Genomic DNA, 26,039 nt, shown 5'->3' with positions numbered 1-26,039 from the left:
TGGGGCGGCTAGCTTGCCATGCTTGCCGCGACAGATGAATATCGCAGGTCTATAAAGTCCGTTTCGCGCTCTGGAATGCCCATGTCAGTGACCTTCGATCCCGATCATCTGCGTGCCAGCCTGCGGCCGCTGGCGCAAGGGCAGCCGTTGTCAGCGGAGGCCTTGGCTTATCAACGGTTTTATGGGCTGGACTTCTCGACGCGCAATGTACGCAGCGCCTTGGGTTGTTTCCAGGTCGATGGTTACGAGGTGGTCAGCCAGGTGTGGTGGCCGGAGCAGGTGAAGGCGACGCTGTTCGTCTTTCACGGTTTCTACGACCATACCGGTCTCTACCGGCATGTGATCGAGTGGGCGCTGGAGCAGGGCTTCGCCGTGATTGCCTGCGACTTGCCGGGCCATGGGCTTTCCAGTGGCGAACGGGCGAGCATCAAGGACTTCGCCGAGTATCAGGACACCCTGCAGGGCTTGTTTGCCGAGGCGTTGTCCCTCGATTTGCCGCATCCGTGGCATCTGTGCGGGCAAAGCACGGGCGGCGCAATCGTGATCGATCATGTGCTCAATGCGGGGGCGGGCAGTCCGGCCCAGGGGCAGGTGATCCTGTTGGCGCCGCTGGTGCGGCCACGGGCGTGGGGCTGGTCGCAACTGAGCTATTACCTGCTCAGGCCTTTCGTCAAAGCCATTGCCCGACGCTTCAGCGAGAACTCCAACGACCCGGAGTTCTTGCCGTTCCTGCAAGCCGATCCGCTGCAGCCGCTGCGACTCCCGACGGCATGGGTCGGGGCGTTGGCGCGCTGGATCAAGCGTGTCGAAGCCGCGCCGGCAAGTACCAGGCGACCATTGATTGTGCAGGGGCAAGCGGATATGACGGTGGATTGGGAGCATAACCTTGAGGTGCTGCGTGCCAAGTTCGACCGGCCTCAGGTGCTGATGTTGCCCGAGGCACGGCATCATCTGGCCAATGAAACGCTGGTGTTGCGCGGGGAGTATTTCGGGTTTTTGACCAAGCGGTTCAAGGGCCGGAATCTGTAGTGACAGAAAGGCCCTCATCGCCAGCAGGCTGGCTCCCACAATGTATCTGTGTACGCCGGCCCCCTGTGGGAGCTAGCCTGCTAGCGATAGCGATCTAACTATCGCCAAGAATCACTGGGTCAGATTCGAAGTGCTTTGCCCCACCGCCAACCCCGCCCGAATCGCCGCCAGCGCCGCCTGGTAATAGGCCTTGCCTTCAGCCGACTCGGCAAACGTGGCGAACTCTTCCAGTTCCTCATCCGACAGGTCGCGATAGACGTACAGCAACGTGTTGCTCAGGTCGCTGCCGATCTGGTCCATCAAGCGCTGGCGCTGCCCGTTCAGCATGCTTTGGGTCTGGCCGGCGCCGAGCAGGCCGGGGATCATCGAGCTGAGGCTGTCGGCCGCGACACCGGCAATCGCCAGGCTGACTTCCGCACCGGCCTCGCGAGCAGGCAGGGCCTGGGCCAGGTGGCCGATGATCAGCAGGCGGCTGTCGCTGGCCTGCATCTTGGGCAAGCCCTTGGCGTTTTTCGCCAGTTGATCGCGGCGGGTCGCGAGTAATTCGGCGGCGACGATTTTCTTGCCCAGTGGCGATTGAAAGAACGCCAGCGCCGGTTTCGGATCGGCGAGGTTCTTGCGCAGCTGCGCTTCGGCACGCTGGTCCACGGCCTTGGGGGCGAAACGCTGGTTGCTGTTGTCGACCAGCGCCTGGAAAACCGCCGGTGGCAGGCTGCTTTGGTAGCGCTGTTGAGCGGCCGAGAGGGCGTCGTTGAAATGCGCGCGTTGTTCTGGCCAGCCGGCGACCTTGTACAGTTGGTCGTGGCCGTCTGCCCAGGCGGGCATAACACAGAGCATCAGCAGGGAGAAAAGCAAACGGCGCATAGGGACTCCTGTCAGCAGGCGACTATTCTCCGTGTGGCATACAGTCTTGTCGAGAATTCGTATCAACCCGCTGCATGGCTCTGTCGGATTTTCAGGCGCAGGAATACTATGCGCGCCATGCAAATACCTTCTGATCACCCGCAGCTGTTACAAATCGTCGACGACCTGGCCACCAGCGGTTGGTCGCAGCAGAATATTTTCCTTTCTCAGGATCTGACCCGAGCGCTGGCGGCCGAGTGCCGTAAACGTGCGGCCGAAGGTGAGCTGGCCCCGGCTGCCGTGGGTCGAGGGCCGTCGTCGGAGATACGCGAGGGGATTCGCGGCGATCATATCCAGTGGATCGAGCCCGGCCAGGCCGAGGTCTGCGACAGCTATCTGGCGTTGATGGACAGCCTGCGCGAGGCGCTGAACCGTGGCCTGTTCCTGGGGCTGGAGGATTTCGAGAGCCATTTCGCGATGTACCCGCCCGGCGCTTTCTACCTCAAGCATGTCGACCGCTTTCGTGACGACGACCGGCGCATGGTATCGGCGGTGGTCTACCTCAATGACGACTGGCAGCCGGAGCAGGGCGGTCAGTTGCGTATGTACCTGGATGAAGGCGCGCAATACGATGTGGTACCCGTCGGCGGATGCCTGGTGGTGTTCCTGTCGGGGGAGGTCCCCCATGAAGTCCTGCCTGCGAGCCGTGAGCGCCTGTCGTTGACCGGCTGGTTCCGGCGTCGAGGCAACGAGCCGTTCTGATCATGCAAAAGATACTGGTAAGCCGCTGCCTGCTGGGCCACCGCGTACGTTATGACGGCGGGGCCAGCGGGCCTTTCGATCAGTTGCAGCGGTGGATCGACGAAGGTCGGGTCGTGCCGTTGTGTCCGGAAGTTGCCGGTGGCCTGCCGACGCCACGGGCGGCGGCGGAAATTCCCGGCGGGCAGGGCGGTGCAGTGCTCGATGGCCAGGCCGCGGTGATCACCACCGAAGGCGAGGATGTCAGTGCGCAGTTTCTGTCGGGGGCTTATCAAGCTCTTGAACTGGTGCAGCAGCACGGCATCCGCGTTGCTGTGCTCAAGGCCAACAGCCCGTCGTGCGGCAACCTGCTGACCTATGACGGGACGTTTAGCGGGGTGAAGGTCAGTGGCGAGGGCGTGACAGCGGCGCTGCTCAGGCGCCATGGGGTGCAAGTCTTCAGTGAGCTTGAGTTGGCTGAAGCGGCGCAGGCATTGACGGCACAAGACTGACCTTCAACACAAATCAACTGTAGGAGTGAGCCTGCTCGCGATGAGGCCAGTCCATTCAATATTGATCTTGAATGTCAGACCGCCATCGCGAGCAGGCTCACTCCTACAGGGGTATCACATGGCTTCAGGGCTTGGCATCCGGCCCCAGCCACTTCTGCTCCAGCGCCTCCAGGCGCCCATCCGCCTTGATCCGTTGCAACGCGCTTTCCAGGCTGGCGTGAAATGCCGGGTTGCCCTTCTGGAACGGAATCGACAAGTTCACCGCCTGGGGGGCTTTCGGCTTTTGTTCTGTCAACGACTGCACCAGCAACATCGAGCGCGGTTCTTCTTTCTGTGCGATCAATTTCGCTTGGGTTTGCACATAAGGTTCGCTGAAGTCGAAACGATCCGCGAGCGCCGGGGTCTGTGCAATGTGGTTGATGGCAATGTCGTATTTGCCACTTTCCACGCCGGTCAGCAGATCACTGGAATCGGTAACCACAAAGTCGGCACGCACCTCCAGTTCGTTGGCCAGCAGTTGACCCAACTCGACTTCGAAGCCCGTGAGCCTGCCATCCTCCTTGAAACTGAAGGGGGGGTTATTAGCCTCAAGGGCAATGCGCAACTCGCCGCGATCGTTCACGTCGTCAATCAGTTCGGCATGAGCCAGCGGGCTCAAAAGGGGTAGCAGGCAGATCAGGCCAGGCAGAAAACGCATGGTCACTCCTTTGAAATCATTATCGCGATGCTCTGATTCAGGCTCGCTTTGCTATGGTTGTCGAGTGCCTTCGACAACGATTGACCATGAAGTTGTGATGGTCACGCGGATTTTACGGAAAAACTGGAGAAGAGAATGAAAACCTTTATGTCACGTGCTGCTTTGGCTGGCCTGCTGATGGGCGTTTCGGTGCTGGCCAGTGCGGCTACACCGGCACCCCAGGGCGCTGAAGTGTCCATCGTTTCTCCCAAGGACGGTGGCACGGTTCCGCAGACCTTTGTTGTCAAATTCGCTGTCGAGAATATTGCGTTGGCGCCGGCGGGGGATGCCACCAAGAATACTGGGCATCATCATTTGCTGATCGACGTTGACGAGTTGCCCGCCGCCGGGCAGACGATCCCGGTCGATGCCAATCACGTGCACTTCGGCAAGGCACAAACCCAGGCTGAAGTCACACTGACACCGGGTAAGCACACGCTACAACTGATTCTGGGCGACAAAAATCACACGGTGTTCGATCCACCGATTGTTTCCGAGAAAATCACGGTCAACGTTAAATAAAAAAAGGGAGCCCCTGCGAGGGGCTCCCTTTTTTACAACCACTCGATGCTGTTAGAACAACACACGGCTACGAATGGTGCCCTTGACGTGTTGCAGCTTCTGCTGCGCCAGGTCCGAGTATTCGGCATCTACGTCGATCACCACGTAGCCGACTTTCTCGTTGGTCTGCAGGAACTGACCGGAAATGTTGATGCCGTTTTCGGCGAAGACCTTGTTGATCTCGCTCATCACACCCGGGATGTTCTCGTGGATGTGCAGCAGGCGGTGCTTGCCAGGGTGAGCCGGCAGTGCCACTTCCGGGAAGTTGACGGACGATACCGAAGTACCGTTGTCGCTGTACTTGACCAGCTTTTCCGCTACTTCCAGGCCGATGTTGGCCTGCGCCTCAGCGGTGGAACCACCGATGTGCGGGGTCAGGATCACGTTGTCCAGGCCACGCAGCGGGCTTTCGAACTCTTCGTCGTTGGAGCGTGGCTCCACCGGGAACACGTCGATGGCCGCGCCGATCAGGTGCTTGTCCTTGATCGCATCCGCCAGGGCGTCCAGCTCGACCACGGTGCCGCGTGCGGCGTTGATCAGGATGCCGCCCTTCTTGATGGCGCGGATTTCCTTCTCGCCGATCATCCACTGGGTGGCAGCGGTTTCCGGTACGTGCAGGGTGACGATGTCGGACATGCCCAGCAGCTCGTGCAGGTTGCCGACCTGGGTGGCGTTACCCAGTGGCAGCTTGGTCACGGTGTCGTAGAAGTACACCTGCATCCCCAGGCCTTCGGCCAGGACCGACAGTTGAGTGCCGATCGAGCCGTAGCCGACGATGCCCAGCTTCTTGCCGCGGATCTCGAAGGAGTTCGCCGCGCTCTTGATCCAGCCGCCACGGTGGCAGGAAGCGTTCTTCTCAGGGATACCGCGCAGCAACAGGATCGCTTCGGCCAGCACCAGCTCGGCAACGGAGCGGGTGTTGGAGTACGGCGCGTTGAACACGGCGATACCGCGTTCACGGGCGGCACTCAGGTCGACCTGGTTGGTGCCGATGCAGAAACACCCTACAGCCACGAGCTTCTTCGCGTGATCGAAGATCTCTTCGGTCAGTTGAGTGCGCGAGCGAATGCCGATGAAGTGAGCATCAGCGATCTTTTCCTTTAGCTGGGCTTCCGGCAGAGAACCTGTGAGGTACTCGATGCTGGTGTAGCCCGCCGCCTTGAGGACGTCGACAGCCGATTGGTGGACGCCTTCGAGAAGAAGGAACTTGATCTTGCTCTTATCGAGAGAAGTCTTGCTCATCTGCGTAAACCTGTATCCCGGAGAAAATTGGCAGGAAATGGTCAACAGATGCTGACCCGGACGGCAAGAATGCCGTCACCGCAGAACAGCCTTTGGGCACTACCCTGCGGGGTCGGTATGCTAGCATATGCACCCCGCTAAACACTCATTCCTGCGACGTGAAGCGTTCTCAGGATGACCATGAATTGTTCGAGAGTTCTGTCGATGACCAATCCTGCCCTGATTGATGAGCTGAAGACCCTGGTTGAGCCTGGCAAGGTGCTGACCGATGCCGACTCCCTGAATGCTTACGGTAAGGATTGGACCAAGCATTTCGCCCCGGCCCCGACCGCCATCGTGTTCCCCAAGACCACCGAGCAGGTCCAGGCCATTGTCCTGTGGGCCAATAAACACAAGGTGGCGCTGGTGCCTTCCGGCGGCCGCACCGGCCTTTCCGCCGCGGCTGTGGCGGCCAATGGCGAAGTAGTCGTGTCCTTCGACTACATGAACCAGATCCTCGACGTGAACCTGACCGACCGCACCGCCGTTTGCCAGCCGGGCGTGGTCACCGAGCATCTGCAGAACGTGGCCGAAGAAAAGGGCCTGTACTACCCAGTGGATTTCGCTTCGGCAGGTTCGAGCCAGATTGGCGGCAATATCGGCACCAATGCCGGCGGGATCAAGGTGATTCGCTACGGCATGACCCGTAACTGGGTGGCCGGCATGAAAGTCGTCACCGGCAAGGGCGACGTGCTGGAACTGAACCGCGACTTGATCAAGAACGCCACCGGCTACGACATGCGTCAGCTGTTCATCGGCGCCGAAGGCACCCTCGGTTTCGTGGTCGAAGCGACCATGCGCCTGGATCGCGCACCGAAAAACCTCACCGCCATGGTCCTCGGCACCACCGATTTCGACTCGATCATGCCGGTGCTGCATGCCTTCCAGAGCAAGCTCGACCTGACCGCTTTCGAGTTCTTCTCCGACAAAGCCCTGGCCAAGGTCATGGGCCGTGGTGACGTGCCGGCGCCATTCGAAACCGATTGCCCGTTCTACGCGCTGCTGGAATTCGAAGCGACCACTGAAGAAGTGGCCAACCACGCCCTGGAAACCTTTGAGCACTGTGTCGAGCAGGGCTGGGTCCTGGACGGCGTGATGAGCCAGAGCGAAACCCAGCTGCAGAACCTGTGGAAACTGCGCGAATACATCTCCGAAACCATTTCCCACTGGACGCCGTACAAAAACGACATTTCGGTAACCGTGTCGAAAGTCCCGGCGTTCCTCAAGGAAATCGACGCGATCGTCGGCGAACACTACCCGGACTTCGAAATCGTCTGGTTTGGCCACATCGGCGACGGCAACCTGCACCTGAACATCCTCAAGCCGGAAAACCTGAGCAAGGACGAGTTCTTCGCCAAGTGCGCCACCGTGAACAAGTGGGTGTTCGAAACCGTCGAGAAGTACAACGGCTCGATTTCCGCCGAACACGGCGTGGGCATGACCAAACGTGATTACCTGACCTACAGCCGTTCCCCGGTCGAGATCGAGTACATGAAAGCGGTCAAGGCGGTGTTCGATCCGAACGGGATCATGAACCCGGGCAAGATTTTCGCTGTTTGACTTTAAGAGCTACGAACCAGGAGTCGGTCCATGAGCTATCAGCACCAGTATGTCGACGGTACGCGTATTCACTTCCCGCTGGGGAAAGTGGTGTGCATCGGCCGTAACTACGCCGAACACGCCAAGGAACTGGACAACCCGGTACCGACCGAGCCGCTGCTGTTCATCAAGCCGGGCAGTTGTGTGGTGCCGCTGGAAGGCGGTTTCAGCATTCCGACCGAGCGTGGCTCGGTGCATTACGAAGCGGAAATCGCGGTACTGATCGGCAAGCCTTTGTCGACCAAGCCAAGCGTTGAAGAAGTGCTGGACGCCATCTCCGGCTTCGCCCCGGCCCTGGACCTGACCCTGCGCGACAAGCAGGCCGAGCTGAAATCCAAGGGCCTGCCCTGGGAAATCGCCAAGTCCTTCGACGGTGCGGCGGTGATTGCACCGTTCGTCTCCGGCAGCACCTTCGCCGACCTGACCGACATCGGTATTCGCCTGACCATCAATGGCGAAGTGCGCCAGGATGGCAACAGCAGTGCGATGCTCAACCCGATCGTGCCGATGATCCAGCACATGGCCGGTTGCTTTTCGCTGCAGGCCGGTGACGTGATCCTCACCGGCACGCCGGTGGGTGTAGGCCCGCTGAACGTTGGCGACGAGATCGTCCTGGAGCTGCCAGGCGCCAGCAGCTTCAGCAGCAACGTTCGCTAGATCGAACACTGCTGAACCCTGTGGGAGCTGGCTTGCCAGCGATGAGGCCATCACCTTCAACACTTCTGTTGGCTGATGCACCGCTATCGCTGGCAAGCCAGCTCCCACAGGGGGAGGGTGTCTATGCAGAGCTATCCCGCCATTTCCCGTTTTTTTCACAAAGTGTCTGGATAATTCCACGGCATTCGGCGTCTGTGCCGGGCCCAATTGTGCTATTACCCCAAGCCTGAATTTCTGGAACGCATGCCCTGATGGCCACTCAACCGCTTTCGTCGCTTAAACCTGCCCGTCGCTCGCGCTTTGCCCTGCGCTGGTATTCCTGGCTGTTGCTGTTGGTCGCCGCCGCCTACGGCCTGGCGTTTGCCATGCATTGGGATGACCGCGGCGTGCTCTGGGTGCTGGAGCGTTTTGAAAGCCCCGCCGAGCGTCAGGACAGCGTCTGGCTGCCGGACTACCGTGCGGTGATCGACGCCAAGCCACTGCCCGGCATGGAAAAGGACGAAGCGTCGGACGTCACCTACGACGCCCAGACCAAAACCCTGTTTTCGGTGATGGGTAAAAACCCGTTCCTGGCCGAGTTGTCGCTGCAAGGCGACGTGCTGCGCAAAATGCCTTTGGTAGGCTGGAGCAATCCAGAAGGGGTGACGGCGCTGGGCAACGGTATGCTGGCCATTGTCGATGAGCGTGACCACCAGATCACCCTCGTCAAGGTCGATGCCGACACCCGCGAGCTGAACATCGCTGACTTTCCGAAATACGACCTCGGCCCTTCAAAAGACCAGAACAAGGCTTTCGAGGCTGTCGTCTGGGATGCGCGCAATCAGCAATTGCTGCTGGGCGAAGAGCGTCCACCCGCGCTGTTCACCTGGAAAGGAGACGGCAAGACGCTCACTGGCGACAAGCAAAAGCTTGCCAGTGATGAGCTGGACATCCGCAACCTGTCTGCCCTGGCCATCGATCCGCGCACCGGCCACACCCTGGTGTTGTCCGCCGACTCCCACCTGTTGCTGGAGCTGGACGAAAAAGGCGAGCAGGTCAGCTTCATGACCTTGCTGGGCGGCTTCAACGGCTTGAAAAAGACCATCCCGCGGGCCGAAGGCGTGACCATGGACGAGGCAGGCACGATGTACATCGTGAGTGAGCCAAACCTGTTTTACCGTTTCGAAAAGCAGAAATAATCGCCTTCCCGTGTAGGCTTTTTTGCCTCTGGTTGTAGGATCAGGCCAATGGCCATTAAGCTTCAATTCAGGCAGGCGTGATATTTCATCCGCCTGCCCTGAATCCGAGCCCGCCTGAATGCGTCGATTAGCCCGCCCCAAACCGCTGCTTTTGCTCCTGTCGGTGATTGCCCTGAGCGTATTGATCGCGTTCGGGCAGCACCTGCGCCTGTTCGAGCGCGCCTGGTTCAACCTGCATGCGCTCTGGCAGCCGATGAACACCCAGTCCATCGGCCTGGACCAGTATCGGGTGGTGCTGGAGGGGCAAGTCATCGAAGGGCTGGACGACGATGTTTCAGCCTTGACCTACGACCCGGTGCGCAAAAGCCTGTTCACGGTTACCAATAAAAACTCCGAATTGATCGAGCTGTCCCTCGACGGCCGGATCCTGCGCCGCATCGCGTTGGTCGGTTTTGGCGATCCTGAAGCCGTTGAGTTCATCAGCGCCGACACCTACGTGATCACGGACGAGCGCCAGCAGCGCCTGATCAAGATTCATCTGGAGCATGACACCACCTTCCTCGACGCCGCGGACGCGGAACAGATGACCCTCGGTGTGCACATGAGCGGCAACAAGGGTTTCGAAGGCCTGGCTTACGATTCGGTGGGCAAGCGCTTGTTTGTCGCCAAGGAACGCGACCCGATGCTGATCTACGAAGTGCACGGGTTTCCGCATTTCAATCCGGAAAAGTCCTACGCGGTACATGTGGTCAACAATCCCAAGCGCGATGCAGGGATGTTTGTGCGGGACCTGTCGAGCCTGCAGTACGACGAGCGCAGCGGGCACTTGCTGGCGCTGTCCGACGAGTCGCGGCTGATTCTGGAATTGGATGTGGACGGTCGACCGCTGAGCACCATGTCACTGAACAAGGGCCGGCAGGGTCTGCAAAAGACCGTACCGCAAGCGGAAGGGATCGCCATGGACGACGACGGTACGATGTACCTTGTGAGTGAGCCGAACCTGTTTTACGTCTTCAAAAAAACTGTACAACCCTGACAAACACCACAAAAACAACTGTAGGAGTGAGCCTGCTCGCGATGGTCGTTAACGAAAACGCGGGGTACCTGACTCCCCGCAGCGACCTCAAGTTTTTCGCGAGCAGGCTCGCTCCTACAGGTTTTTGCGTATGTTTTACTGGGCGCGCAGGGTCTTCACACCTTCGCTGGTCCCCAGCAACAGCAGGTCCGCCGGGCGCGCCGCGAACAAGCCGTTGGTGACCACGCCGACGATCGCATTGATCTGCGACTCCAGTTCAACCGGGTTGGTGATCTGCAGGTTGAACACGTCGAGGATGATGTTGCCGTTGTCGGTCAGCACGCCTTCGCGGTAGACCGGGTCGCCGCCGAGTTTCACCAGCTGGCGGGCCACGTGGCTGCGGGCCATCGGGATCACTTCCACGGGCAACGGGAATGCGCCAAGGACGGGCACAAGCTTGCTGGCGTCGGCGATACAGATGAAGGTCTTGGCCACGGCCGCGACGATTTTCTCGCGGGTCAGGGCCGCGCCGCCGCCCTTGATCAGGTTCAGGTGCTCGTCACTCTCGTCGGCGCCGTCGACGTAGAACTCCAGGTCGCTGACCGTATTGAGCTCATAGACCGGAATCCCGTGGCCCTTGAGGCGTGCGGCGGTGGCTTCGGAGCTGGCAACCGCGCCATCGAACGCGCCCTTGTGCTTGGCCAGGGCATCGATGAAACAGTTGGCGGTGGAACCGGTGCCGACCCCAACGATGCTCTTGTCGTCGAGTTTCGGGAGGATGAAGTCGACGGCGGCCTGGGCCACTGCCTGTTTGAGTTGATCCTGGGTCATGCGGGCTCCGGAAGCGGGCAAGGTAAGAATGCAAAGGCAGGCATTATAGCTCCATGCCGGGCCAAAACCTCTTGATTCGTGTGGTCGTGCGGCCAAAAGCCGGGTTAGACTCCTTGATCCTGCCCAACCCGCTCAGTGATGCTTTCCGATGCTTGAACAGTACGTCAAAAAGATCCTCACCTCGCGCGTTTATGACGTTGCCGTAGAAACCCCATTGCAGACTGCCCGCCAGCTCTCCGAGCGGCTGGGCAACGAGATTTTGCTCAAGCGTGAAGACTTGCAGCCGGTGTACTCGTTCAAGATTCGTGGCGCCTACAACAAGCTGACGCAACTGAGCGCCGAAGAACGCGCTCGCGGCGTCGTCACCGCTTCCGCGGGCAATCATGCGCAAGGCCTGGCCCTGGCGGCCAAGGTCCTGGGCGTGAAAGCCACCATCGTCATGCCCAAGACCACTCCCGAGATCAAGGTCGAAGGCGTGCGCTCGCGCGGTGGCAAAGTGGTGCTGCACGGCGATTCGTTTCCGGAGGCCCTGGCCTACTCGCTGAAACTGGTCGACGAAAAAGGCTACGTCTACATTCACCCCTATGACGATCCCCACACCATTGCCGGGCAGGGCACGGTGGCCATGGAGATTTTGCGCCAGCACCCGGCGCCCCTGGATGCGATCTTCGTTCCAGTCGGCGGCGGCGGCCTGATCGCCGGTATCGCGGCGTACGTGAAGTACCTGCGGCCAGACATCAAGGTCATCGGTGTCGAGCCGGACGACTCCAATTGCCTGCAAGCCGCCATGGCGGCGGGTGAGCGGGTGGTGTTGCCCACCGTGGGCATCTTTGCCGATGGCGTCGCGGTGGCCCAGATCGGCCAGCACACCTTTGATATCTGCAAAGACTACGTCGACGAAGTCATCACCGTCAGCACCGACGAAATCTGTGCGGCAATCAAGGACATCTACGACGATACCCGTTCGATCACCGAACCTGCCGGAGCCCTGGGCGTGGCCGGGATCAAGAAGTACGTCGAGTCCCGCGGTGTCACCGGTCAGACCTTCGTGGCCATCGACTCCGGGGCCAACGTCAATTTCGACCGCCTGCGCCATGTCGCCGAGCGCGCCGAACTGGGCGAGGGCCGTGAAGCCATCATCGCCGTGACCATCCCCGAACAGCCGGGGAGCTTCAAGGCGTTCTGCGAAGCCATCGGCAAGCGCCAGATCACCGAATTCAACTACCGCTACAACACGGGCAGCGAAGCGCACATCTTTGTCGGGGTGCAAACTCATCCAGAGACCGATCCACGTCGCGCGCTGATCGCCAGCCTGAGCGAGCAGGGCTTTCCGGTCGTCGACCTGACTGACAACGAACTGGCGAAGTTGCACATCCGTCACATGGTCGGCGGGCGCGCGGCGCATGTGGTCGATGAAGTGATCCTGCGCTTCGAGTTCCCGGAGCGTCCGGGGGCGCTGTTCAACTTCCTTAATAAGCTCGGCGGGCGCTGGAACATCTCGATGTTCCACTATCGCAACCACGGTGCGGCCGATGGTCGTGTGGTCGCGGGCCTGCAAGTACCCCACGAGGAGCGTCACCTGGTGCCGGCAGCGCTGGAAGAAATCGGCTACCCGTACTGGGATGAAAGCGACAACCCGGCCTATCAGCTGTTTCTTGGCTGAGCGGCTACGCTGAGGGGCAACGCATAAGGAGATCGAACCATGGAAACCTTAACTGCCCTCAAGACGGCGCACATGGTGGCGACGGTGGTCGTGCTGCTTTGCGCGCTGGGCCTGGGGATCTGGGTCTGGCGCGCCAAGCGAAATGGCGACGCGACGGCGGCGAGCCGCACCTTGCAAAGTCCGCGTGTATTCATTTGGTTGTTGATGGGACTGGCGCTGCTGAGCATGCCGTTCACCGGTTGGTGGATGGTGCATCTGGTGGGCTGGCCGCTGGGGCAAACCTGGTTGCTGGCCTCGAGCGTGCTCTATACCGTGGCGGCGTTGGCGTGGTTCTGGTTGCTGGTGCGGCTGAACAAGGTGCGCAAGACGCCGGGTGGGGTGGGCAAATTTACCTTTGCCTTGGCGTTGTTCAGTTTTGTCTGTTTTGTGGCTATCGCGGGGTTGATGGGCGCCAAACCGGTTTGATGTTTGAGACCGCGTTGCCCGAATCGCTGGCAAGCCAGCTCCCACAGGTTTCTGTTGCGCGGCATAGATCGCAGTCACGCCAGAGATCCCTGTGGGAGCGGCGGTGCGACGATTCGACTTGCCCGCGATAGCTATATTAGTCCCGCAACGAAATCACCGGCCAGCCACGCTTTTCGGCCTCGGCCCGCAGATTCGGATCCGGATCGACCGCAATCGGATTCACCACCTGCTCCAGCAACGGCAGATCATTCATCGAATCACTATAGAAGTAGCTGTCCTCCAGGTTGTGCCCGGTCTCTTCCAGCCAACGATTGAGCCTTGTCACCTTGCCTTCACGGAAGCACGGCACGTCGGTGCTGCGCCCGGTATAACGACCATCGAGCATTTCGCATTCGGTGGCGATCAGGGTCTCGACACCCAGGCGCTCGGCAATGGGCCCGGTGACGAAGCGGTTGGTGGCGGTGATGATCACCAGCTTGTCGCCAGCATCGCGGTGTTTGGCCAGCAGTTCGATAGCCTTGGGCAGCATGATCGGTTCGATGCAGTCGCGCATGTAGTCGTTGTGCCACTGATCCAGCGTGAGCATTTCGGTACGGCCCAGCACTTCCAGGCAGAAGTTCAGGTAGGCGGCATTATCCAGCTTGCCCGCCAGGTAATCCTGGTAGAACTCGTCGTTGCGCGTCTTGTAGGCGACGGCATCGAGGAAGCCGCGCTCACAAAGGTAGTCACCCCAGGCATGGTCACTGTCGCCGCCCAGAAGCGTGTTGTCCAAGTCGAATAAAGCCAGCCGCATTGCAGTTACTCGCTGAAAAGTCTGTAGAAAGGCGTCCACAATACGGACTTTTCACAAGAGTGCACATAAGGTAGGCCGGCGCGTTGCTGCCTTCACAACCTTTGTGGAACAATGCGACGACATGCGTTTGCGAGGTTGTTGCCGTGATCGACCCCGATGGTTTCCGTCCTAATGTCGGGATCATTCTCACGAATGATGCCGGCCAGGTGCTATGGGCTCGCCGAATCAATCAAGATGCCTGGCAGTTTCCTCAAGGCGGGATCAACCCCCAGGAGACGCCGGAAGACGCCTTGTACCGCGAGCTGAACGAAGAAGTGGGCCTGGAGCGCGAAGATGTTGAAATACTCGCCTGCACTCGGGGCTGGTTGCGCTATCGTTTGCCGCAACGTCTGGTCAGGACGCACAGCCAGCCGCTGTGCATCGGCCAGAAACAGAAATGGTTTCTCCTGCGCCTGGTCTCCAATGAGCAGCGGGTGCGGATGGATTTGACCGGTAAACCGGAATTCGATGGCTGGCGCTGGGTCAGTTATTGGTATCCGTTGGGCCAGGTGGTGACATTCAAGCGCGAGGTGTATCGACGCGCCCTCAAAGAGCTTGCCCCGCGCCTTTTAGCGCGCGACTGACGACGGAGTTCGACCCCGAGCCATGCTCAATACGCTGCGCAAGATCGTCCAGGAAGTTAACTCCGCCAAGGATCTCAAGGCGGCGTTGGGGATTATTGTGTTGCGCGTCAAAGAGGCCATGGGCAGCCAGGTCTGCTCGGTCTACCTGCTTGATCCCGAGACCAACCGTTTCGTGCTGATGGCCACCGAGGGCTTGAACAAGCGCTCGATCGGCAAGGTCAGCATGGCGCCCAATGAAGGTCTGGTCGGCCTGGTCGGCACGCGTGAAGAACCCCTGAACCTCGAAAACGCCGCGGATCACCCGCGCTACCGCTACTTCGCCGAAACCGGTGAAGAGCGCTACGCCTCTTTCCTCGGGGCGCCGATCATTCACCACCGTCGCGTCGTCGGCGTGTTGGTCATCCAGCAAAAAGAACGCCGCCAGTTCGATGAGGGTGAAGAAGCCTTCCTCGTGACCATGAGCGCGCAACTCGCCGGGGTTATCGCCCACGCCGAGGCCACCGGTTCGATCCGTGGCCTGGGCCGCCAGGGCAAGGGTATCCAGGAAGCCAAGTTCATCGGCGTGCCGGGCTCGCCGGGTGCGGCGGTCGGCACCGCGGTGGTCATGCTGCCGCCGGCCGACCTGGACGTGGTGCCCGACAAGACCATCGTCGACATCGAAGCGGAGCTGGGGCTGTTCAAGACCGCCATTGAAGGCGTGCGTGCCGACATGCGCGCGTTGTCCGCCAAGCTCGCCACGCAGTTGCGCCCGGAAGAGCGCGCCTTGTTCGACGTCTACCTGATGATGCTCGACGATGCGGCGCTGGGCAGCGAAGTGACCACCGTGATCAAGACCGGGCAGTGGGCCCAGGGCGCGCTGCGCCAGGTGGTCACCGATCACGTCAACCGTTTCGAATTGATGGACGACGCTTACCTGCGTGAGCGGGCGTCGGACGTCAAGGACCTCGGTCGTCGCCTGCTCGCCTACTTGCAGGAAGAGCGCCAGCAGACCCTGGTCTACCCCGACAACACCATCCTGGTCAGCGAAGAACTGACGCCGGCGATGCTCGGCGAGGTTCCGGAAAACAAGCTGGTGGGCCTGGTGTCGGTACTCGGCTCCGGTAACTCCCACGTCGCGATCCTTGCCCGGGCCATGGGCATTCCGACGGTGATGGGCCTGGTCGACCTGCCGTATTCCAAGGTCGACGGCATTGGCATGATTGTCGACGGTCATCGTGGCGAGGTCTACACCAACCCCAGCGACGTGCTGCGCAAGCAGTTCGCCGAAGTGGTCGAGGAAGAGAAACAACTGGCCCTCGGGCTGGATGCACTGCGCGATCTGCCCTGCATCACGGTCGATGGTCATCGCATGCCGCTTTGGGTCAACACCGGCCTGCTGGCGGACGTGGCGCGCGCGCAGAAGCGCGGAGCCGAAGGTGTCGGCCTGTACCGCACCGAAGTGCCGTTCATGATCAACCAGCGCTTCCCGAGCGAAAAGGAACAGCTGGCAATTTACCGCGAGCAACTCGCCGCGTTCCACCCGCAACCGGTGACCATGCGGACCCTGGACATCGGTGGCGACAAGTCGCTGTCGTACTTCCCGATCAAGGAAGACAACCCGTTCCTAGGCTGGCGCGGCATTCGCGTCACCCTCGATCACCCGGAAATCTTCCTGGTGCAAACCCGCGCCATGCTCAAGGCCAGTGAAGGCCTGAACAACCTGCGGATCCTGCTGCCGATGATCTCCGGCACCCATGAACTGGAAGAAGCCCTGCACCTGATCCACCGGGCCTGGGGTGAAGTGCGCGACGAAGGCTGCGACGTACCGATGCCGCCGATTGGCGTGATGATCGAGATTCCAGCGGCGGTGTACCAGACCAAGGAGCTGGCGCGGCAGGTGGACTTCCTCTCGGTCGGTTCCAACGACCTGACCCAGTACCTGCTGGCCGTGGACCGTAACAACCCGCGCGTGGCCGACCTTTACGATTACCTGCATCCGGCGGTGCTGCAAGCCCTGCAAACCGTGGTGCGGGACGCCCATGCCGAAGGCAAGCCGGTGAGTATCTGCGGCGAAATGGCCGGTGATCCGGCGGCGGCAGTGCTATTGATGGCGATGGGCTTCGACAGCCTGTCGATGAACGCCACCAACCTGCCGAAGGTGAAGTGGATGCTGCGCCAGATCAACCTGAGCAAGGCCAGGGAACTGCTGGCCGAGCTGATGACCATCGATAACCCGCAGGTTATCCACAGCTCGCTGCAATTGGCGCTGAAGAACCTTGGGTTGGCGCGGATGATCAATCCGGCGGCGATCAAGCCCCTCTAAACCGCTGATGGCCCCATCGCGAGCAGGCTCGCTCCCACATTGGATTTGTGATCAACGCAGATCCCTTGTGGGAGCGAGCCTGCTCGCGATGAGGCCAGGTCAGGCAATACAAAACTAAAGCCGAATTTCCACTTCCCCCAAATGCCCGCCATACGGTCCGAAACTCCTTTCGACCAAATGCCGCGCACCATCCGCCTGCACAATCAACGCCGTACTCGCCCGCGTCCCATAACTCTGACTGGCAATAAACACACTCGATAGCAATGTCTCGGTAGCCAACCCCACCCCGGTGTCCGGCAGGTCCGCAAATGGCGCTTGCTGTGAATCGCTGAGCAAGGCCAGCAACGCCTGAGGTTGCGGATCATCCAGCACCTCGCTCAGCGCCGCCTTGGCCTTGAGCAGTTTCGGCCACGGCGTATCCAGCCCGGCGTTCGACAGGCCGTAGACCCCCGGCGGCAGCATCACCGCTTCCGATTCCCGGGCATTGAAATGCCACAACTCGTTGGCGTTGCCGATCAGCAGGTTAAACCCGCCATACTCCGGCGAACGTGCGACAACGTCGTCTAAATAGTCATCAATTGGCACTTCGCCAGTGAGAAAGCGCGCCACCAGTTCACCCCGAGACTTTCGCCCTGGCGGTCGATGCGGATCGCGGATGTTGGTCAGCGCGGCAAAGCGCCCGTTGGCGCCGACACCGAGCCAGGTGCCACCGGCCTCCAGGTCGCGCCCGGCATGCACCTGCGGTGCTTCGGGCCATTGCGCCAGCGGCAGGCTGGGGCGGGCATAGAATTCGTCGCGGTTGGCCGCCACGATCAGCGGTTGGGCGTGGCCCGGTCGCCAGGCGAAAACAATCAGGCACATAAGGTGATCCTTGTGTGTTTTTTGCCCACTCTACGCAGACATCGTGCGGGTATCCATCGCCATCCAGTGGAGCCCGAGGCCATGCATCCGTTACCATGCCGCTCCGGTTTTGGGGTTGGGTGGGGAAACAGCATGGAATTTCTGCTCTATCTGGCGCTCGGCGCTTGTGCCGGGGTGCTGGCGGGGCTGTTTGGCGTGGGGGGCGGGATCATCATCGTCCCGGTGCTGGTGTTCAGTTTCACCCTGCAAGGTTTCGATGCATCGATCCTGACCCACCTCGCCGTCGGTACATCCCTGGCGACGATCATCTTCACCTCGGTCAATGCGGTACGCGAGCATCACCGTCGCGGCGCGGTGCGCTGGCCCATTTTCCTGTGGATGACCGTCGGCATCTTGATCGGTGCCGGTTTCGGGGCGCTGACCGCCGAGGCGATTTCCGGGCCGAACCTGCAGAAAATCATCGGTGTGTTCGCCCTGGTGATCGCCGCGCAGCTGGCGCTGGACGTCAAGCCCAAGGCCAGTCGAACCGTGCCGGGCAAAGTCGGTCTGACCGTGGCCGGCAGCGTCATTGGCTGGGCCTCGGCGATTTTCGGCATTGGCGGAGGTTCGCTGACCGTGCCGTTTTTGACCTGGCGCAGCGTGCCGATGCAACAAGCGGTTGCGACATCGTCGGCCTGCGGCCTGCCGATCGCCTTGGCAAGTGCATTAAGTTTCATGATTCTGGGCTGGCACGATCCGCTGCTCCCGGCCCATAGTCTGGGTTTTGTTTATTTGCCGGCGCTGCTGGGCATTGCCCTGACCAGCATGGTCTTCGCCCGCTTCGGCGCGCGACTGGCGCACAATCTGTCGCCAAGGTTGCTGAAAAGACTGTTTGCCGCTTTGCTGTTTTGCGTTGGCCTGAACTTTCTAGTCTGAAGCATCTGTTCTGACGCTCGGCACAATCCTGGCTTAATCCTGAGGTGACAGCGTCGCCCGGGAATTGATTTGAACTCATGAGGAGTCGCAATGCTGCCTTACCCGCAGATCGACCCGGTGGCCCTGGCCATCGGTCCGCTGAAAATCCACTGGTACGGGTTGATGTACCTGATCGGCATTGGCGGCGCGTGGCTGCTGGCGTCGCGCCGATTGAACCGCTTCGATCCGACCTGGACCAAGGAGAAGCTCTCCGACATGGTGTTCTGGATGTCGATGGGGGTGATTGTCGGTGGCCGCCTGGGCTACGTGCTGTTCTACGACCTGAGTGCTTATATCGCCAACCCGCTGTTGATCTTTGAAGTGTGGAAGGGCGGCATGTCGTTCCACGGCGGTTTCATCGGCGTCATGTTGGCCGCCTTGTGGTTCGGTAAAAAGAACAACAAGTCGTTTTTCCAGCTGATGGACTTTGTCGCGCCGATGGTGCCGATCGGCCTGGGCGCCGGGCGTATCGGCAACTTCATCAACGCCGAGTTGTGGGGCAAGGCGACCGATGTGCCGTGGGCGATGGTCTTCCCGACCGATCCGGCGCAACTGGCGCGTCACCCGTCGCAGCTGTATCAGTTCGCGCTCGAAGGCGTGGCGCTGTTCCTGATCCTGTGGCTGTTCTCGCGCAAACCGCGGCCGACCATGGCGGTGTCGGGGATGTTCGCGCTGTTCTATGGCATCTTCCGTTTCATCGTCGAATTCGTCCGTGTACCGGATGCGCAACTGGGCTATCTGGCCTGGAACTGGCTGACCATGGGCCAGGTGCTCTGCGTGCCGATGATCGTCGGCGGGCTGTTCCTGATCTGGCTGGCATATCACCGCGCCCCGGCGACTCCAGCGGCAGCCGTATAAAATTCGAACCCCGCGGCGACGGCCGCGGGTTCAAGGACACAGGTAACTCATGAAGCAATATCTCGAACTGGTCGCCCACGTCATCAAGAACGGCACCAAGCAAGCCAATCGCACTGGCGTGAACACCATCAGCTTTCCGGGCGCGATGTTGCGCTACGACCTGAAGGAAGGTTTCCCGGCGATCACCACGCGCAAGATGGCCTTCAAATCGGCCATCGGCGAAATGTGCGGGTTTTTGCGTGGCGTGAACAATGCCGCCGAATTCCGCGCGTTGGGCTGCAAGGTCTGGGACCAGAACGCCAATGAAAACGCCCAGTGGCTGGCCAACCCGTTCCGCCATGGCGAAGACGACCTCGGTGAGATCTACGGCGTGCAATGGCGCAAATGGCCCGCGTACAAACAGATCCCGGTGAGCAACCCGGCCGCCATCGAGCAGACCCTGAAGCAGGGTTATCGCCAGATTGCCGAAGGTGAAGAAGACGGCCAGGCCTACGTGGTGCTGTACAAAGCCATCGATCAGGTTCGCCAGTGCGTCGACACCATCATCAAGGACCCGGGCAGCCGCCGCATCCTGTTTCACGGCTGGAACGTCGCGCAGCTCGATGAAATGGCCCTGCCGCCGTGCCATCTGCTGTATCAGTTCCACCCGAATGTCGAGACCAAAGAGATCTCCCTGACTCTTTACATCCGTTCGAATGACCTGGGCCTTTTATCGGACGTAGGAAAAAGCGCACAGTACGCATTCCTAGCCTAAAAAATTTGCCTTTCATGCGACTTCATCTTGACCTTGACAAGCTGCACATTCTGCATAGGATGGGCGGCCTTCAAAAAGGGGTAGTCGGTGAAGGTAGTAGTCAAAGAGAAGCAGTTACTCGACCTGGGTGGGTCGATGCTCAACGAGGATGGGCCTACAGTGGCAGACCAGGTGTCTGTGACGGCAGTGGGGCTGTTCGATTCAGAAGAGAGGTTAGTCCCGCTTGTAAGCGAGTACCTGACCTTCGCAGTACGCAGTGCCAACCTTGCGGCCCCGTCAGCCGAAACGTACGGGCGAAACATTGGTTACCTTCTCGAACACTTGAAAGGTACGCCAACTTTCAAAAGCTCGTCCTATGACGAAATCCTCCTTGCCGTAAGTAAGCACGGTATTCAACGCTACTATTCCCACTTGCGCGAAGTGGATGGTTTGACCTCAACAACCATCCGTAACAGGGACGCTTGCTACATGGCCCTGTTCAACGACTTCTTGTGCGTCGGGGGCAAACATAAGGGCGCAGTACGGGAGGATAATCCTTATGCCGGTGGATTTCTTTCGCCGCCTCCAAAGAAAGATCTGGTATATCCATGTTCCATGCAGGAACTCAAAGCGCTTATTGAGTCTGCCAGTAGCGAGAGGGAGCGTTGCTTAATCCAAGCTATATTTGATGTGGGCTTGCGTCGAAGTGAAGTTGGAAGGGTCACCCTGGGGGCCGTGAATAAGGCTTTGGGGTTCGCTCAAGCTAACTTTGTTCCGGATGACACACTTGATTGGGTGCATCCTGATTATTGCCCTCTGTATATTGATGGAAGCAAGGCGCGTGGTAGCGAGTTCAAGCCGCGATACTCAATCGTGAGTCGAGCTGTGCTTGAGCGCATCAAGCGTTATCACGCCTCTCCTTTGTTCAAGAAGTACGCTCGTCGTTATGAAAGCGCGGATGTAACTCCCTGCTTCTTCAATTCAGAAGGACAGCCTTTTAATCCTGACGCTATTAGCAAGCTGCTTGAGCGACTTTCTAAGCGTGCTGTCATTAGCAAGCGCGTTGAACGTATGGTTTCGCCCCATAAGCTTCGCCATGGGCACGCATATGCCATTTTGACTAGCCCGGATTTTGGCGATAACTACCTCGACAAACTCCTTATGGCCCAGAAGTCCCTCGGCCACGAAGACGCATCCACGACAGGGATTTATACCAAGTTGCCACAGGAAATCTTTCATCTGGTTTGCCCGAACACGGGAGAAGTTTCGACCAAGGCAAAAAGCATGGCGGATCTTGCTGCTCAGACGACGCTGAAAATCAGGTTGGGAGATAAGAAGTGAATATTTCAGAACGCGCAGTTGAAAGTGGCAAGATCCTCAGGTGGCTTAGAGAGCTGGAAGAAAATCCACTTCGATACTACGAAGTAGAACTCAACGATAACGCCAGTGGGAAGTACGCGCCACTCATGCTGAGTGAGGATTATATCGCCGGCAAGGATCTCGATCCGTCAATCGAAATGTTCGAGCTTGCAGAGCAAAAGCTCATTCTCAACATGCTCATTGATGGCGTTATTCACCAGGGAGAAAATGCCGCTGGGTGTAACTGGCGTCTGAAACTGTTGGGCTGGTACAAAACTCTCTCCCAGGAAGAGAAACTTGCGTTGCCTGTTTATGGCAACAAGCTTAGCCTCACAAAAGCCGTGGAACCCGTTCCTGGTCTTGAGTCAATTAAATATGGTTATAACCAATACGAAAGCGTTCGGCTTGCCTATGACGAGATCAATGGGGATCTTTTGTCACTGGGGGTGACCTCGACGGACTACCTGACAGTGAAGGAGCGAATCGAATCCAAGGAAGAGTTTGTGCCGCAGGAGAATGCTCTTGTAGATTTCAAACGCCTGAAGATGCTTGATTTCGCAACCTTGGACGATCTCGAAAAATCATCTGAAGGTAGGCCATTCAACGATCTGAAACACGCTTTTGCGACCGCTTCGCTGGGTACTGCAAGCGACTCTGGGGCGAGCAATTACCTCGAAGGATTCAAATGGTTCACTAGGTTCTTAGCTGAGCGCGGCTTCACCGGTATGGAACCGCTTGTTGAGGTTCTCGATCCGTTCAGCCTCCCGTTGTTCCGCTCGTATCTTGAACGGCACATTGTCGCAGGCGACCTTTCTCCAACTGCCGCCAATACCTTGATTAGCGCCGTCCGGAAAACCTTGACGACAGTCAAAAGCATCAAGGGTTACACAGGATCAGATTTCATCAACTGCCAGGGTTTTGATGCTGATCGCGTCACTGATCAGTATCGTCCCTACTCGAGCGCCGAGCGTGTTCGCATCTCCGCGAGCGTGGACGAGGACATCCTTCACTACAACACCCTTGCTCAGCCTTATCAGAGGAGTGGTATCGGTGAAGATCCTCTTGATGCGAAGGGCAGCTTAAAACCAGGCTGCAATACGCTCGAAAATGCTCGCTGGGTTTTTGAGAACAAGCTCGGTTGCTCACATGCTGGCTATGACCAGAAGGAAAGCCAGGATCCTCATGTCAAAGCATTTATACGCATCGTCAACCGTTCGGGCACCGGGTTGCGAGAGGTTGTAGAGGGTTGGGGCGTTCACTATTTGATCGATTCAAGCGTCATTACTCCGTATGCCATCAAGCTGGCTCAAGTTACCGGGCTAAACGCTGACTCCATCAAGCTTCTTGATGTGGATGATTATGAACCTAAGCATCCGCTTACCGGTCGTCCCTGCCTGAGGTATTGGAAAGAGCGTTCTGAGGGTGGAAAGTTGATGCATCTTGATATTTTCAAGGCTGACATCACCTGGCTTACCACGTCCCAATCGTATGCTGTTGCCCAAATTTTTGAGGACATCAAGACATTGACGGCCCCAATGCGCGGGTCTGCTCCCGAGGCTGTGCGCGATAAGCTATTCATTTGGCAGTCCAGTGCACGCGTAAGCTTTATGGCGATCAAGTCCTTCGCTACTGCGAAAGACGGGGCCTTAGGGGTAGCTTTTGCCGCGTATGCCAAGCGTAAAGGCCTCCTGGACAGCGCTGGTCAACCGTTGAGCCTTTCGCCCTCTAGGCTGCGCCCTAGTTTCATCAGCGAACTCGTAGAGCGGGATGTACCCGTCCGTGAGATCCAACTGATCTTGGGCCACAAGCATATAGAAACGACACTGGCCTACCTGGATCGTATGGACTTCAACCACATCGCACGCTCCAAACTGGATGTGGCGCTTAGGGAGCTCCATGAGTCGGCAGCCGAGGCGTTTGATCAGGGCCCGAACAATGATGATGAGGCCAACCTGATCGACGTCGTGAATCTCGAAGGGCCTCAGGTTGTTTTCAAAACCCCGCTGGCGAGCTGTCGTAATATTTTCAACCCGCCAGAGTTCATCAAAAAACTGAGTACCTATGTACCTGGTAGCCCATGTGCGCTGTACAACATGTGCCTGGGATGTGAGAACGTTTTGCTCACTGCATCTAATCTGCCGGAGCTGTTCGCGATGGAGCGGGACTACCTCATGCTCAAGGAGGTTTCTCGCATCATGGATACGCCGTATGGGCGCGTAGTACGCGAAAACTTGGCGCTGCTGGAGGGCATCCTGCACTCAAAATCTGATTTCACGCCTGAAGAGTTGGCCGAGGGCCGTCGTCTTTCAGAGTTCGTGGATACGACTGTGCTGGTGGATGGGGTGGCGATGTGATGATGGAGCAGATTGATTTTTCTACCCTTTTGACTTTCTCAAGGTTTCGCTCGAGCCTGTCACTGCTGCAAGGCCAGCTTTCTGCTACTGAAGCAGAAAGCGACCAGCAGGAAGCCTCGGCTTTCCTGGCCTACCTTAGTACCTTGCAGGTATCTCAGAGCTCTGCATTCGTGGACGGGGTTTGGGACTTCAATGCGGATTACCCAAACGCCTCGCGCTATATTCGTGGAGCTAAACTTCGCATCGATTTCACGAAGTACCCCAACATTCCAGAGCTGGCGATTCTCGAGCTCAAAGCCGCATTCATGATCATCCTCAAGGCCCTGAGTGGCATCCCGGCGGATGGGAAATCCACCAGCGTCAGCAAGAAACCGCTCAAGCCCAATTCGCTGATCGCTGACTATGAGAGCGGGCTTAGGTTTTTGGATAAGGTTTATTCCGTCGCGGCTATTGAGCTTGGAAAGGAGCACGTGGATCGTGAGCTGATCTCAATCCAATGCTTGCCTGCGCACTTCTATGCCACAGCTGCCGAGGATTTTGATTACGTATACGATGGCAGCACTGAAAAGCTTTTCAAACTACTGAAATCTGGCTATCTGCAAACGAACGTATTTGGTGCCAGCCTGCCATTCGTGGACTTCACCAAGCTGAAGTGGAAAGTCCTTGGCGGCAAACATCGGCCTGTAAAAAATGCCGAAAAAAAGTCGCAGGTATTACCAAACAGCGTCTTCGAAATTTCATCCCAAATGGCCTCACTTTCCATTGTCGACTTTTTGGATGCGATGGGTGAGGTCGTAATTGATGCTGCTAGCCTCAAACGCCGCAACGCTAAAGAATATTTTCCTGCGCAAGAGTGTGGGTTGAATTCGCTAAAATTTAACTTGTATGTCTACAAACGGCTTTCCAACAAGGGTTTTACAACGGATGAAGTGGCTAAAGTTTTAGGCAATGATGTCATGAATTCTAGCAAGCTTTTCTCGGTGATAGCCCCTTATGCTGTGAAGCAATATGCGGAGGATACGGGATCGGCTATTGACGACCAATTCAGGCTTTACCTGAATTTTGTTAACTATTCGTGCCTCTATATTATTGGCCAGTACACAGGAATGCGTCCGTCTGAATATGCAGAGCTGCTCGCTAGCTCTAGCCTTCGGCTTGATGGCCGCTACTGGGTGTTGGCAAGCAATGTGAGCAAGCACCAGGACAATCTTGTTGAGTTGTTTGATGATTTCTGGCTCGCCATCCCCATTGTTCGTGATGCTGTTCGGGTGTGTCAGTTGATCAGTAAATACAAGAACAACGACTATATCTTTTCGAATGTGGATACGGTCGCGTTTGGGGAGCAAGGGAAGCCATTTTCTGCCGGCGCAACCAAGCTCACACTGGAAAAATTTTTCGAGCGTATCTTGCCGCCGGAGACTTTTGAGGAGCTTGACTTCAACGCCTACATGATGCGCCATACCTTGGCTTATCAGCTTTATCGTGCGGACTTGGGTCTGCCATTTATCTCTCACCAGCTTAAGCACTTCGGTGAGATTGTAGGTGTGGGGCATTCTGATCGCGGGTTTAGTAAGACCACCCTGCTTTATGGCGAGATTGCCGACCGGATATCCAAGGGTGGTGGTGCCCGAAAGACGAAAGGGAGGTCGCTTCGTCAGGATGCGGAGCTTGAAAGCATTCAACAGCGCTTCGACCCTGACGGTAGCTATGCAGGTGTGAATGCCGAGGCCCACAAGGAGAGTCTCAGGAAGGTTTTCCGGGGTTACATGGCCTCTGGGCACACCAAGGACGACATTTTTGAGGCTATGCTCGACCAGCACATTGCGGTTATCAACGTGGGCTCTGGCTTCTGTTATGGTGGTGGCGCGGATGAGTTCGACAGCTCTCTGCCTTGCATAGGCGGGCTTCGTTGTAACCCTAACCGTTGCCAGAATGCCATCGTCAGCAAGGCCAACGCGCCGGCTTGGCGAGACGTGTATTACCAGAACAAGGCGATGCTCGGCAATCCGGCGTACGCACACGCACATGCGCAGAACAAAGCTGCGATGGAGGAAGCTTACGGCGTCCTTCAGCTGCTGGAAGAGGAGCTCTGAG

23 protein-coding genes and 1 pseudogene are annotated in these 26,039 nt (G+C 58.4%); 18 read left to right on the top strand and 6 right to left on the bottom strand.

Annotation, left to right across the window (positions count from 1 at the left end; genetic code table 11):
* Window positions 1-81: 81 nt before the first annotated feature.
* Complete coding sequence (locus tag OH720_RS30435; RefSeq protein WP_272603948.1) at window positions 82-1,029, top strand: alpha/beta hydrolase; 948 nt, start codon at window positions 82-84, stop codon at window positions 1,027-1,029.
* A gap of 111 nt (window positions 1,030-1,140) precedes the next feature.
* On the opposite strand, the gene OH720_RS30430 is transcribed toward OH720_RS30435, so the two are convergent.
* Entirely contained in the window at window positions 1,141-1,893 is a 753-nt protein-coding gene (locus OH720_RS30430) for a DUF2059 domain-containing protein (RefSeq protein WP_272603947.1), read from the bottom strand.
* A 108-nt stretch (window positions 1,894-2,001) separates the two neighbouring features.
* Between OH720_RS30430 and OH720_RS30425 the strand changes: the two genes are divergently transcribed.
* Both OH720_RS30425 and OH720_RS30420 read left to right on the top strand, forming a co-directional pair.
* Window positions 2,002-2,634 (top strand): 2OG-Fe(II) oxygenase, encoded by a 633-nt coding sequence (locus tag OH720_RS30425; protein WP_272603946.1) that lies wholly within the window; start codon window positions 2,002-2,004, stop codon window positions 2,632-2,634.
* Window positions 2,635-2,636: 2 nt separating this feature from the next.
* The gene (locus tag OH720_RS30420; protein WP_272603945.1) at window positions 2,637-3,122 is read left to right on the top strand and encodes a DUF523 domain-containing protein; all 486 of its coding nucleotides are present in this window, start codon (window positions 2,637-2,639) and stop codon (window positions 3,120-3,122) included.
* Between the two features lie 124 nt (window positions 3,123-3,246).
* On the opposite strand, the gene OH720_RS30415 is transcribed toward OH720_RS30420, so the two are convergent.
* A complete protein-coding gene (locus tag OH720_RS30415) occupies window positions 3,247-3,819 on the bottom strand; it encodes a transporter substrate-binding domain-containing protein (protein ID WP_272603944.1) in 573 nt (190 codons plus the stop codon).
* 135 nt (window positions 3,820-3,954) lie between these two features.
* Between OH720_RS30415 and OH720_RS30410 the strand changes: the two genes are divergently transcribed.
* Entirely contained in the window at window positions 3,955-4,380 is a 426-nt protein-coding gene (locus OH720_RS30410) for a DUF4399 domain-containing protein (RefSeq protein ID WP_272603943.1), read from the top strand.
* Window positions 4,381-4,431: 51 nt separating this feature from the next.
* Here the strand turns inward: OH720_RS30410 and serA are convergent, their stop codons facing one another.
* The gene (gene serA, locus OH720_RS30405; RefSeq protein WP_008064973.1) at window positions 4,432-5,661 is read right to left on the bottom strand and encodes a phosphoglycerate dehydrogenase; all 1,230 of its coding nucleotides are present in this window, start codon (window positions 5,659-5,661) and stop codon (window positions 4,432-4,434) included.
* A gap of 204 nt (window positions 5,662-5,865) precedes the next feature.
* Here serA and OH720_RS30400 point away from each other — a divergent pair, with 204 nt between their 5' ends.
* The 4 genes from OH720_RS30400 to OH720_RS30385 all read left to right on the top strand — a co-directional run bounded on the left by OH720_RS30400 (window position 5,866) and on the right by OH720_RS30385 (window position 10,170).
* The gene (locus OH720_RS30400) at window positions 5,866-7,260 is read left to right on the top strand and encodes an FAD-binding oxidoreductase (RefSeq protein WP_272603942.1); all 1,395 of its coding nucleotides are present in this window, start codon (window positions 5,866-5,868) and stop codon (window positions 7,258-7,260) included.
* Window positions 7,261-7,290: 30 nt separating this feature from the next.
* On the top strand, window positions 7,291-7,956 hold the full coding sequence (locus OH720_RS30395; protein WP_272603941.1) for a fumarylacetoacetate hydrolase family protein: 666 nt from the start codon (window positions 7,291-7,293) through the stop codon (window positions 7,954-7,956).
* A gap of 251 nt (window positions 7,957-8,207) precedes the next feature.
* Complete coding sequence (locus OH720_RS30390; RefSeq protein WP_272603940.1) at window positions 8,208-9,134, top strand: SdiA-regulated domain-containing protein; 927 nt, start codon at window positions 8,208-8,210, stop codon at window positions 9,132-9,134.
* Window positions 9,135-9,252: 118 nt separating this feature from the next.
* Window positions 9,253-10,170, top strand: coding sequence for an SdiA-regulated domain-containing protein (locus OH720_RS30385; protein WP_272603939.1), 918 nt, complete (start codon window positions 9,253-9,255; stop codon window positions 10,168-10,170).
* 135 nt (window positions 10,171-10,305) lie between these two features.
* Here OH720_RS30385 and rpiA read toward each other — a convergent pair whose 3' ends face one another.
* Complete coding sequence (gene rpiA / locus OH720_RS30375) at window positions 10,306-10,980, bottom strand: ribose-5-phosphate isomerase RpiA (protein WP_180202254.1); 675 nt, start codon at window positions 10,978-10,980, stop codon at window positions 10,306-10,308.
* A 148-nt stretch (window positions 10,981-11,128) separates the two neighbouring features.
* Between rpiA and ilvA the strand changes: the two genes are divergently transcribed.
* Window positions 11,129-12,643 carry a threonine ammonia-lyase, biosynthetic gene (gene ilvA / locus OH720_RS30370; RefSeq protein WP_008064979.1) on the top strand — a complete coding sequence of 505 codons (1,515 nt, stop codon included), beginning with the start codon at window positions 11,129-11,131 and terminating at the stop codon, window positions 12,641-12,643.
* Window positions 12,644-12,682: 39 nt separating this feature from the next.
* A complete protein-coding gene (locus OH720_RS30365) occupies window positions 12,683-13,108 on the top strand; it encodes a DUF2269 domain-containing protein (protein ID WP_272603938.1) in 426 nt (141 codons plus the stop codon).
* 136 nt (window positions 13,109-13,244) lie between these two features.
* Here the strand turns inward: OH720_RS30365 and OH720_RS30360 are convergent, their stop codons facing one another.
* Entirely contained in the window at window positions 13,245-13,901 is a 657-nt protein-coding gene (locus tag OH720_RS30360) for an HAD family hydrolase (RefSeq protein ID WP_272603937.1), read from the bottom strand.
* 143 nt (window positions 13,902-14,044) lie between these two features.
* Between OH720_RS30360 and OH720_RS30355 the strand changes: the two genes are divergently transcribed.
* Both OH720_RS30355 and ptsP read left to right on the top strand, forming a co-directional pair.
* Window positions 14,045-14,524 carry an RNA pyrophosphohydrolase gene (locus tag OH720_RS30355; RefSeq protein WP_008064982.1) on the top strand — a complete coding sequence of 160 codons (480 nt, stop codon included), beginning with the start codon at window positions 14,045-14,047 and terminating at the stop codon, window positions 14,522-14,524.
* 22 nt (window positions 14,525-14,546) lie between these two features.
* Window positions 14,547-16,826 carry a phosphoenolpyruvate--protein phosphotransferase gene (ptsP, locus tag OH720_RS30350; RefSeq protein ID WP_180202257.1) on the top strand — a complete coding sequence of 760 codons (2,280 nt, stop codon included), beginning with the start codon at window positions 14,547-14,549 and terminating at the stop codon, window positions 16,824-16,826.
* A 114-nt stretch (window positions 16,827-16,940) separates the two neighbouring features.
* On the opposite strand, the gene OH720_RS30345 is transcribed toward ptsP, so the two are convergent.
* Entirely contained in the window at window positions 16,941-17,687 is a 747-nt protein-coding gene (locus OH720_RS30345; RefSeq protein ID WP_272603936.1) for an NRDE family protein, read from the bottom strand.
* Window positions 17,688-17,819: 132 nt separating this feature from the next.
* On the opposite strand from OH720_RS30345, the gene OH720_RS30340 reads away from it, so the two are divergent.
* From OH720_RS30340 to OH720_RS30315, 6 genes and pseudogenes are all read left to right on the top strand, one after another.
* Window positions 17,820-18,602 carry a sulfite exporter TauE/SafE family protein gene (locus tag OH720_RS30340; protein WP_180202259.1) on the top strand — a complete coding sequence of 261 codons (783 nt, stop codon included), beginning with the start codon at window positions 17,820-17,822 and terminating at the stop codon, window positions 18,600-18,602.
* Window positions 18,603-18,692: 90 nt separating this feature from the next.
* Window positions 18,693-19,499 carry a prolipoprotein diacylglyceryl transferase gene (gene lgt / locus OH720_RS30335; protein ID WP_008064986.1) on the top strand — a complete coding sequence of 269 codons (807 nt, stop codon included), beginning with the start codon at window positions 18,693-18,695 and terminating at the stop codon, window positions 19,497-19,499.
* Window positions 19,500-19,548: 49 nt separating this feature from the next.
* Window positions 19,549-20,208, top strand: a pseudogene (gene thyA / locus OH720_RS30330) (thymidylate synthase); the annotation flags it as partial.
* 132 nt (window positions 20,209-20,340) lie between these two features.
* On the top strand, window positions 20,341-21,573 hold the full coding sequence (locus OH720_RS30325; RefSeq protein WP_272603935.1) for a tyrosine-type recombinase/integrase: 1,233 nt from the start codon (window positions 20,341-20,343) through the stop codon (window positions 21,571-21,573).
* Window positions 21,570-23,945 carry a tyrosine-type recombinase/integrase gene (locus tag OH720_RS30320; RefSeq protein WP_272603934.1) on the top strand — a complete coding sequence of 792 codons (2,376 nt, stop codon included), beginning with the start codon at window positions 21,570-21,572 and terminating at the stop codon, window positions 23,943-23,945. Before OH720_RS30325 ends, OH720_RS30320 begins: the two co-directional genes overlap by 4 nt.
* Window positions 23,945-26,038, top strand: coding sequence for a site-specific integrase (locus OH720_RS30315; RefSeq protein WP_272603933.1), 2,094 nt, complete (start codon window positions 23,945-23,947; stop codon window positions 26,036-26,038). The genes OH720_RS30320 and OH720_RS30315 overlap by 1 nt, the downstream gene beginning before the upstream one ends.
* Window position 26,039 lies beyond the last annotated feature (1 nt).

This window comes from Pseudomonas sp. WJP1, from assembly GCF_028471945.1.
Lineage (GTDB): Bacteria > Pseudomonadota > Gammaproteobacteria > Pseudomonadales > Pseudomonadaceae > Aquipseudomonas.
This window is presented reverse-complemented; position numbering and strand designations above follow the sequence as displayed.

Excerpts from the sequence above, each read along its gene's own strand:
- lgt (WP_008064986.1), top strand. The coding sequence starts at position 18,693 with ATGCTGCCTTACCCGCAGATCGACCCGGTGGCCCTGGCCATCGGTCCG.
- OH720_RS30365 (WP_272603938.1), top strand. The coding sequence starts at position 12,683 with ATGGAAACCTTAACTGCCCTCAAGACGGCGCACATGGTGGCGACGGTG.
- OH720_RS30420 (WP_272603945.1), top strand. The coding sequence starts at position 2,637 with ATGCAAAAGATACTGGTAAGCCGCTGCCTGCTGGGCCACCGCGTACGT.
- OH720_RS30390 (WP_272603940.1), top strand. The coding sequence starts at position 8,208 with ATGGCCACTCAACCGCTTTCGTCGCTTAAACCTGCCCGTCGCTCGCGC.
- OH720_RS30415 (WP_272603944.1), bottom strand. The coding sequence starts at position 3,819 with ATGCGTTTTCTGCCTGGCCTGATCTGCCTGCTACCCCTTTTGAGCCCG.
- OH720_RS30410 (WP_272603943.1), top strand. The coding sequence starts at position 3,955 with ATGAAAACCTTTATGTCACGTGCTGCTTTGGCTGGCCTGCTGATGGGC.
- OH720_RS30360 (WP_272603937.1), bottom strand. The coding sequence starts at position 13,901 with ATGCGGCTGGCTTTATTCGACTTGGACAACACGCTTCTGGGCGGCGAC.
- OH720_RS30400 (WP_272603942.1), top strand. The coding sequence starts at position 5,866 with ATGACCAATCCTGCCCTGATTGATGAGCTGAAGACCCTGGTTGAGCCT.
- ptsP (WP_180202257.1), top strand. The coding sequence starts at position 14,547 with ATGCTCAATACGCTGCGCAAGATCGTCCAGGAAGTTAACTCCGCCAAG.
- OH720_RS30385 (WP_272603939.1), top strand. The coding sequence starts at position 9,253 with ATGCGTCGATTAGCCCGCCCCAAACCGCTGCTTTTGCTCCTGTCGGTG.
- OH720_RS30340 (WP_180202259.1), top strand. The coding sequence starts at position 17,820 with ATGGAATTTCTGCTCTATCTGGCGCTCGGCGCTTGTGCCGGGGTGCTG.
- OH720_RS30395 (WP_272603941.1), top strand. The coding sequence starts at position 7,291 with ATGAGCTATCAGCACCAGTATGTCGACGGTACGCGTATTCACTTCCCG.
- ilvA (WP_008064979.1), top strand. The coding sequence starts at position 11,129 with ATGCTTGAACAGTACGTCAAAAAGATCCTCACCTCGCGCGTTTATGAC.
- OH720_RS30345 (WP_272603936.1), bottom strand. The coding sequence starts at position 17,687 with ATGTGCCTGATTGTTTTCGCCTGGCGACCGGGCCACGCCCAACCGCTG.
- serA (WP_008064973.1), bottom strand. The coding sequence starts at position 5,661 with ATGAGCAAGACTTCTCTCGATAAGAGCAAGATCAAGTTCCTTCTTCTC.
- OH720_RS30315 (WP_272603933.1), top strand. The coding sequence starts at position 23,945 with ATGATGGAGCAGATTGATTTTTCTACCCTTTTGACTTTCTCAAGGTTT.
- OH720_RS30435 (WP_272603948.1), top strand. The coding sequence starts at position 82 with ATGTCAGTGACCTTCGATCCCGATCATCTGCGTGCCAGCCTGCGGCCG.
- rpiA (WP_180202254.1), bottom strand. The coding sequence starts at position 10,980 with ATGACCCAGGATCAACTCAAACAGGCAGTGGCCCAGGCCGCCGTCGAC.
- OH720_RS30425 (WP_272603946.1), top strand. The coding sequence starts at position 2,002 with ATGCGCGCCATGCAAATACCTTCTGATCACCCGCAGCTGTTACAAATC.
- OH720_RS30430 (WP_272603947.1), bottom strand. The coding sequence starts at position 1,893 with ATGCGCCGTTTGCTTTTCTCCCTGCTGATGCTCTGTGTTATGCCCGCC.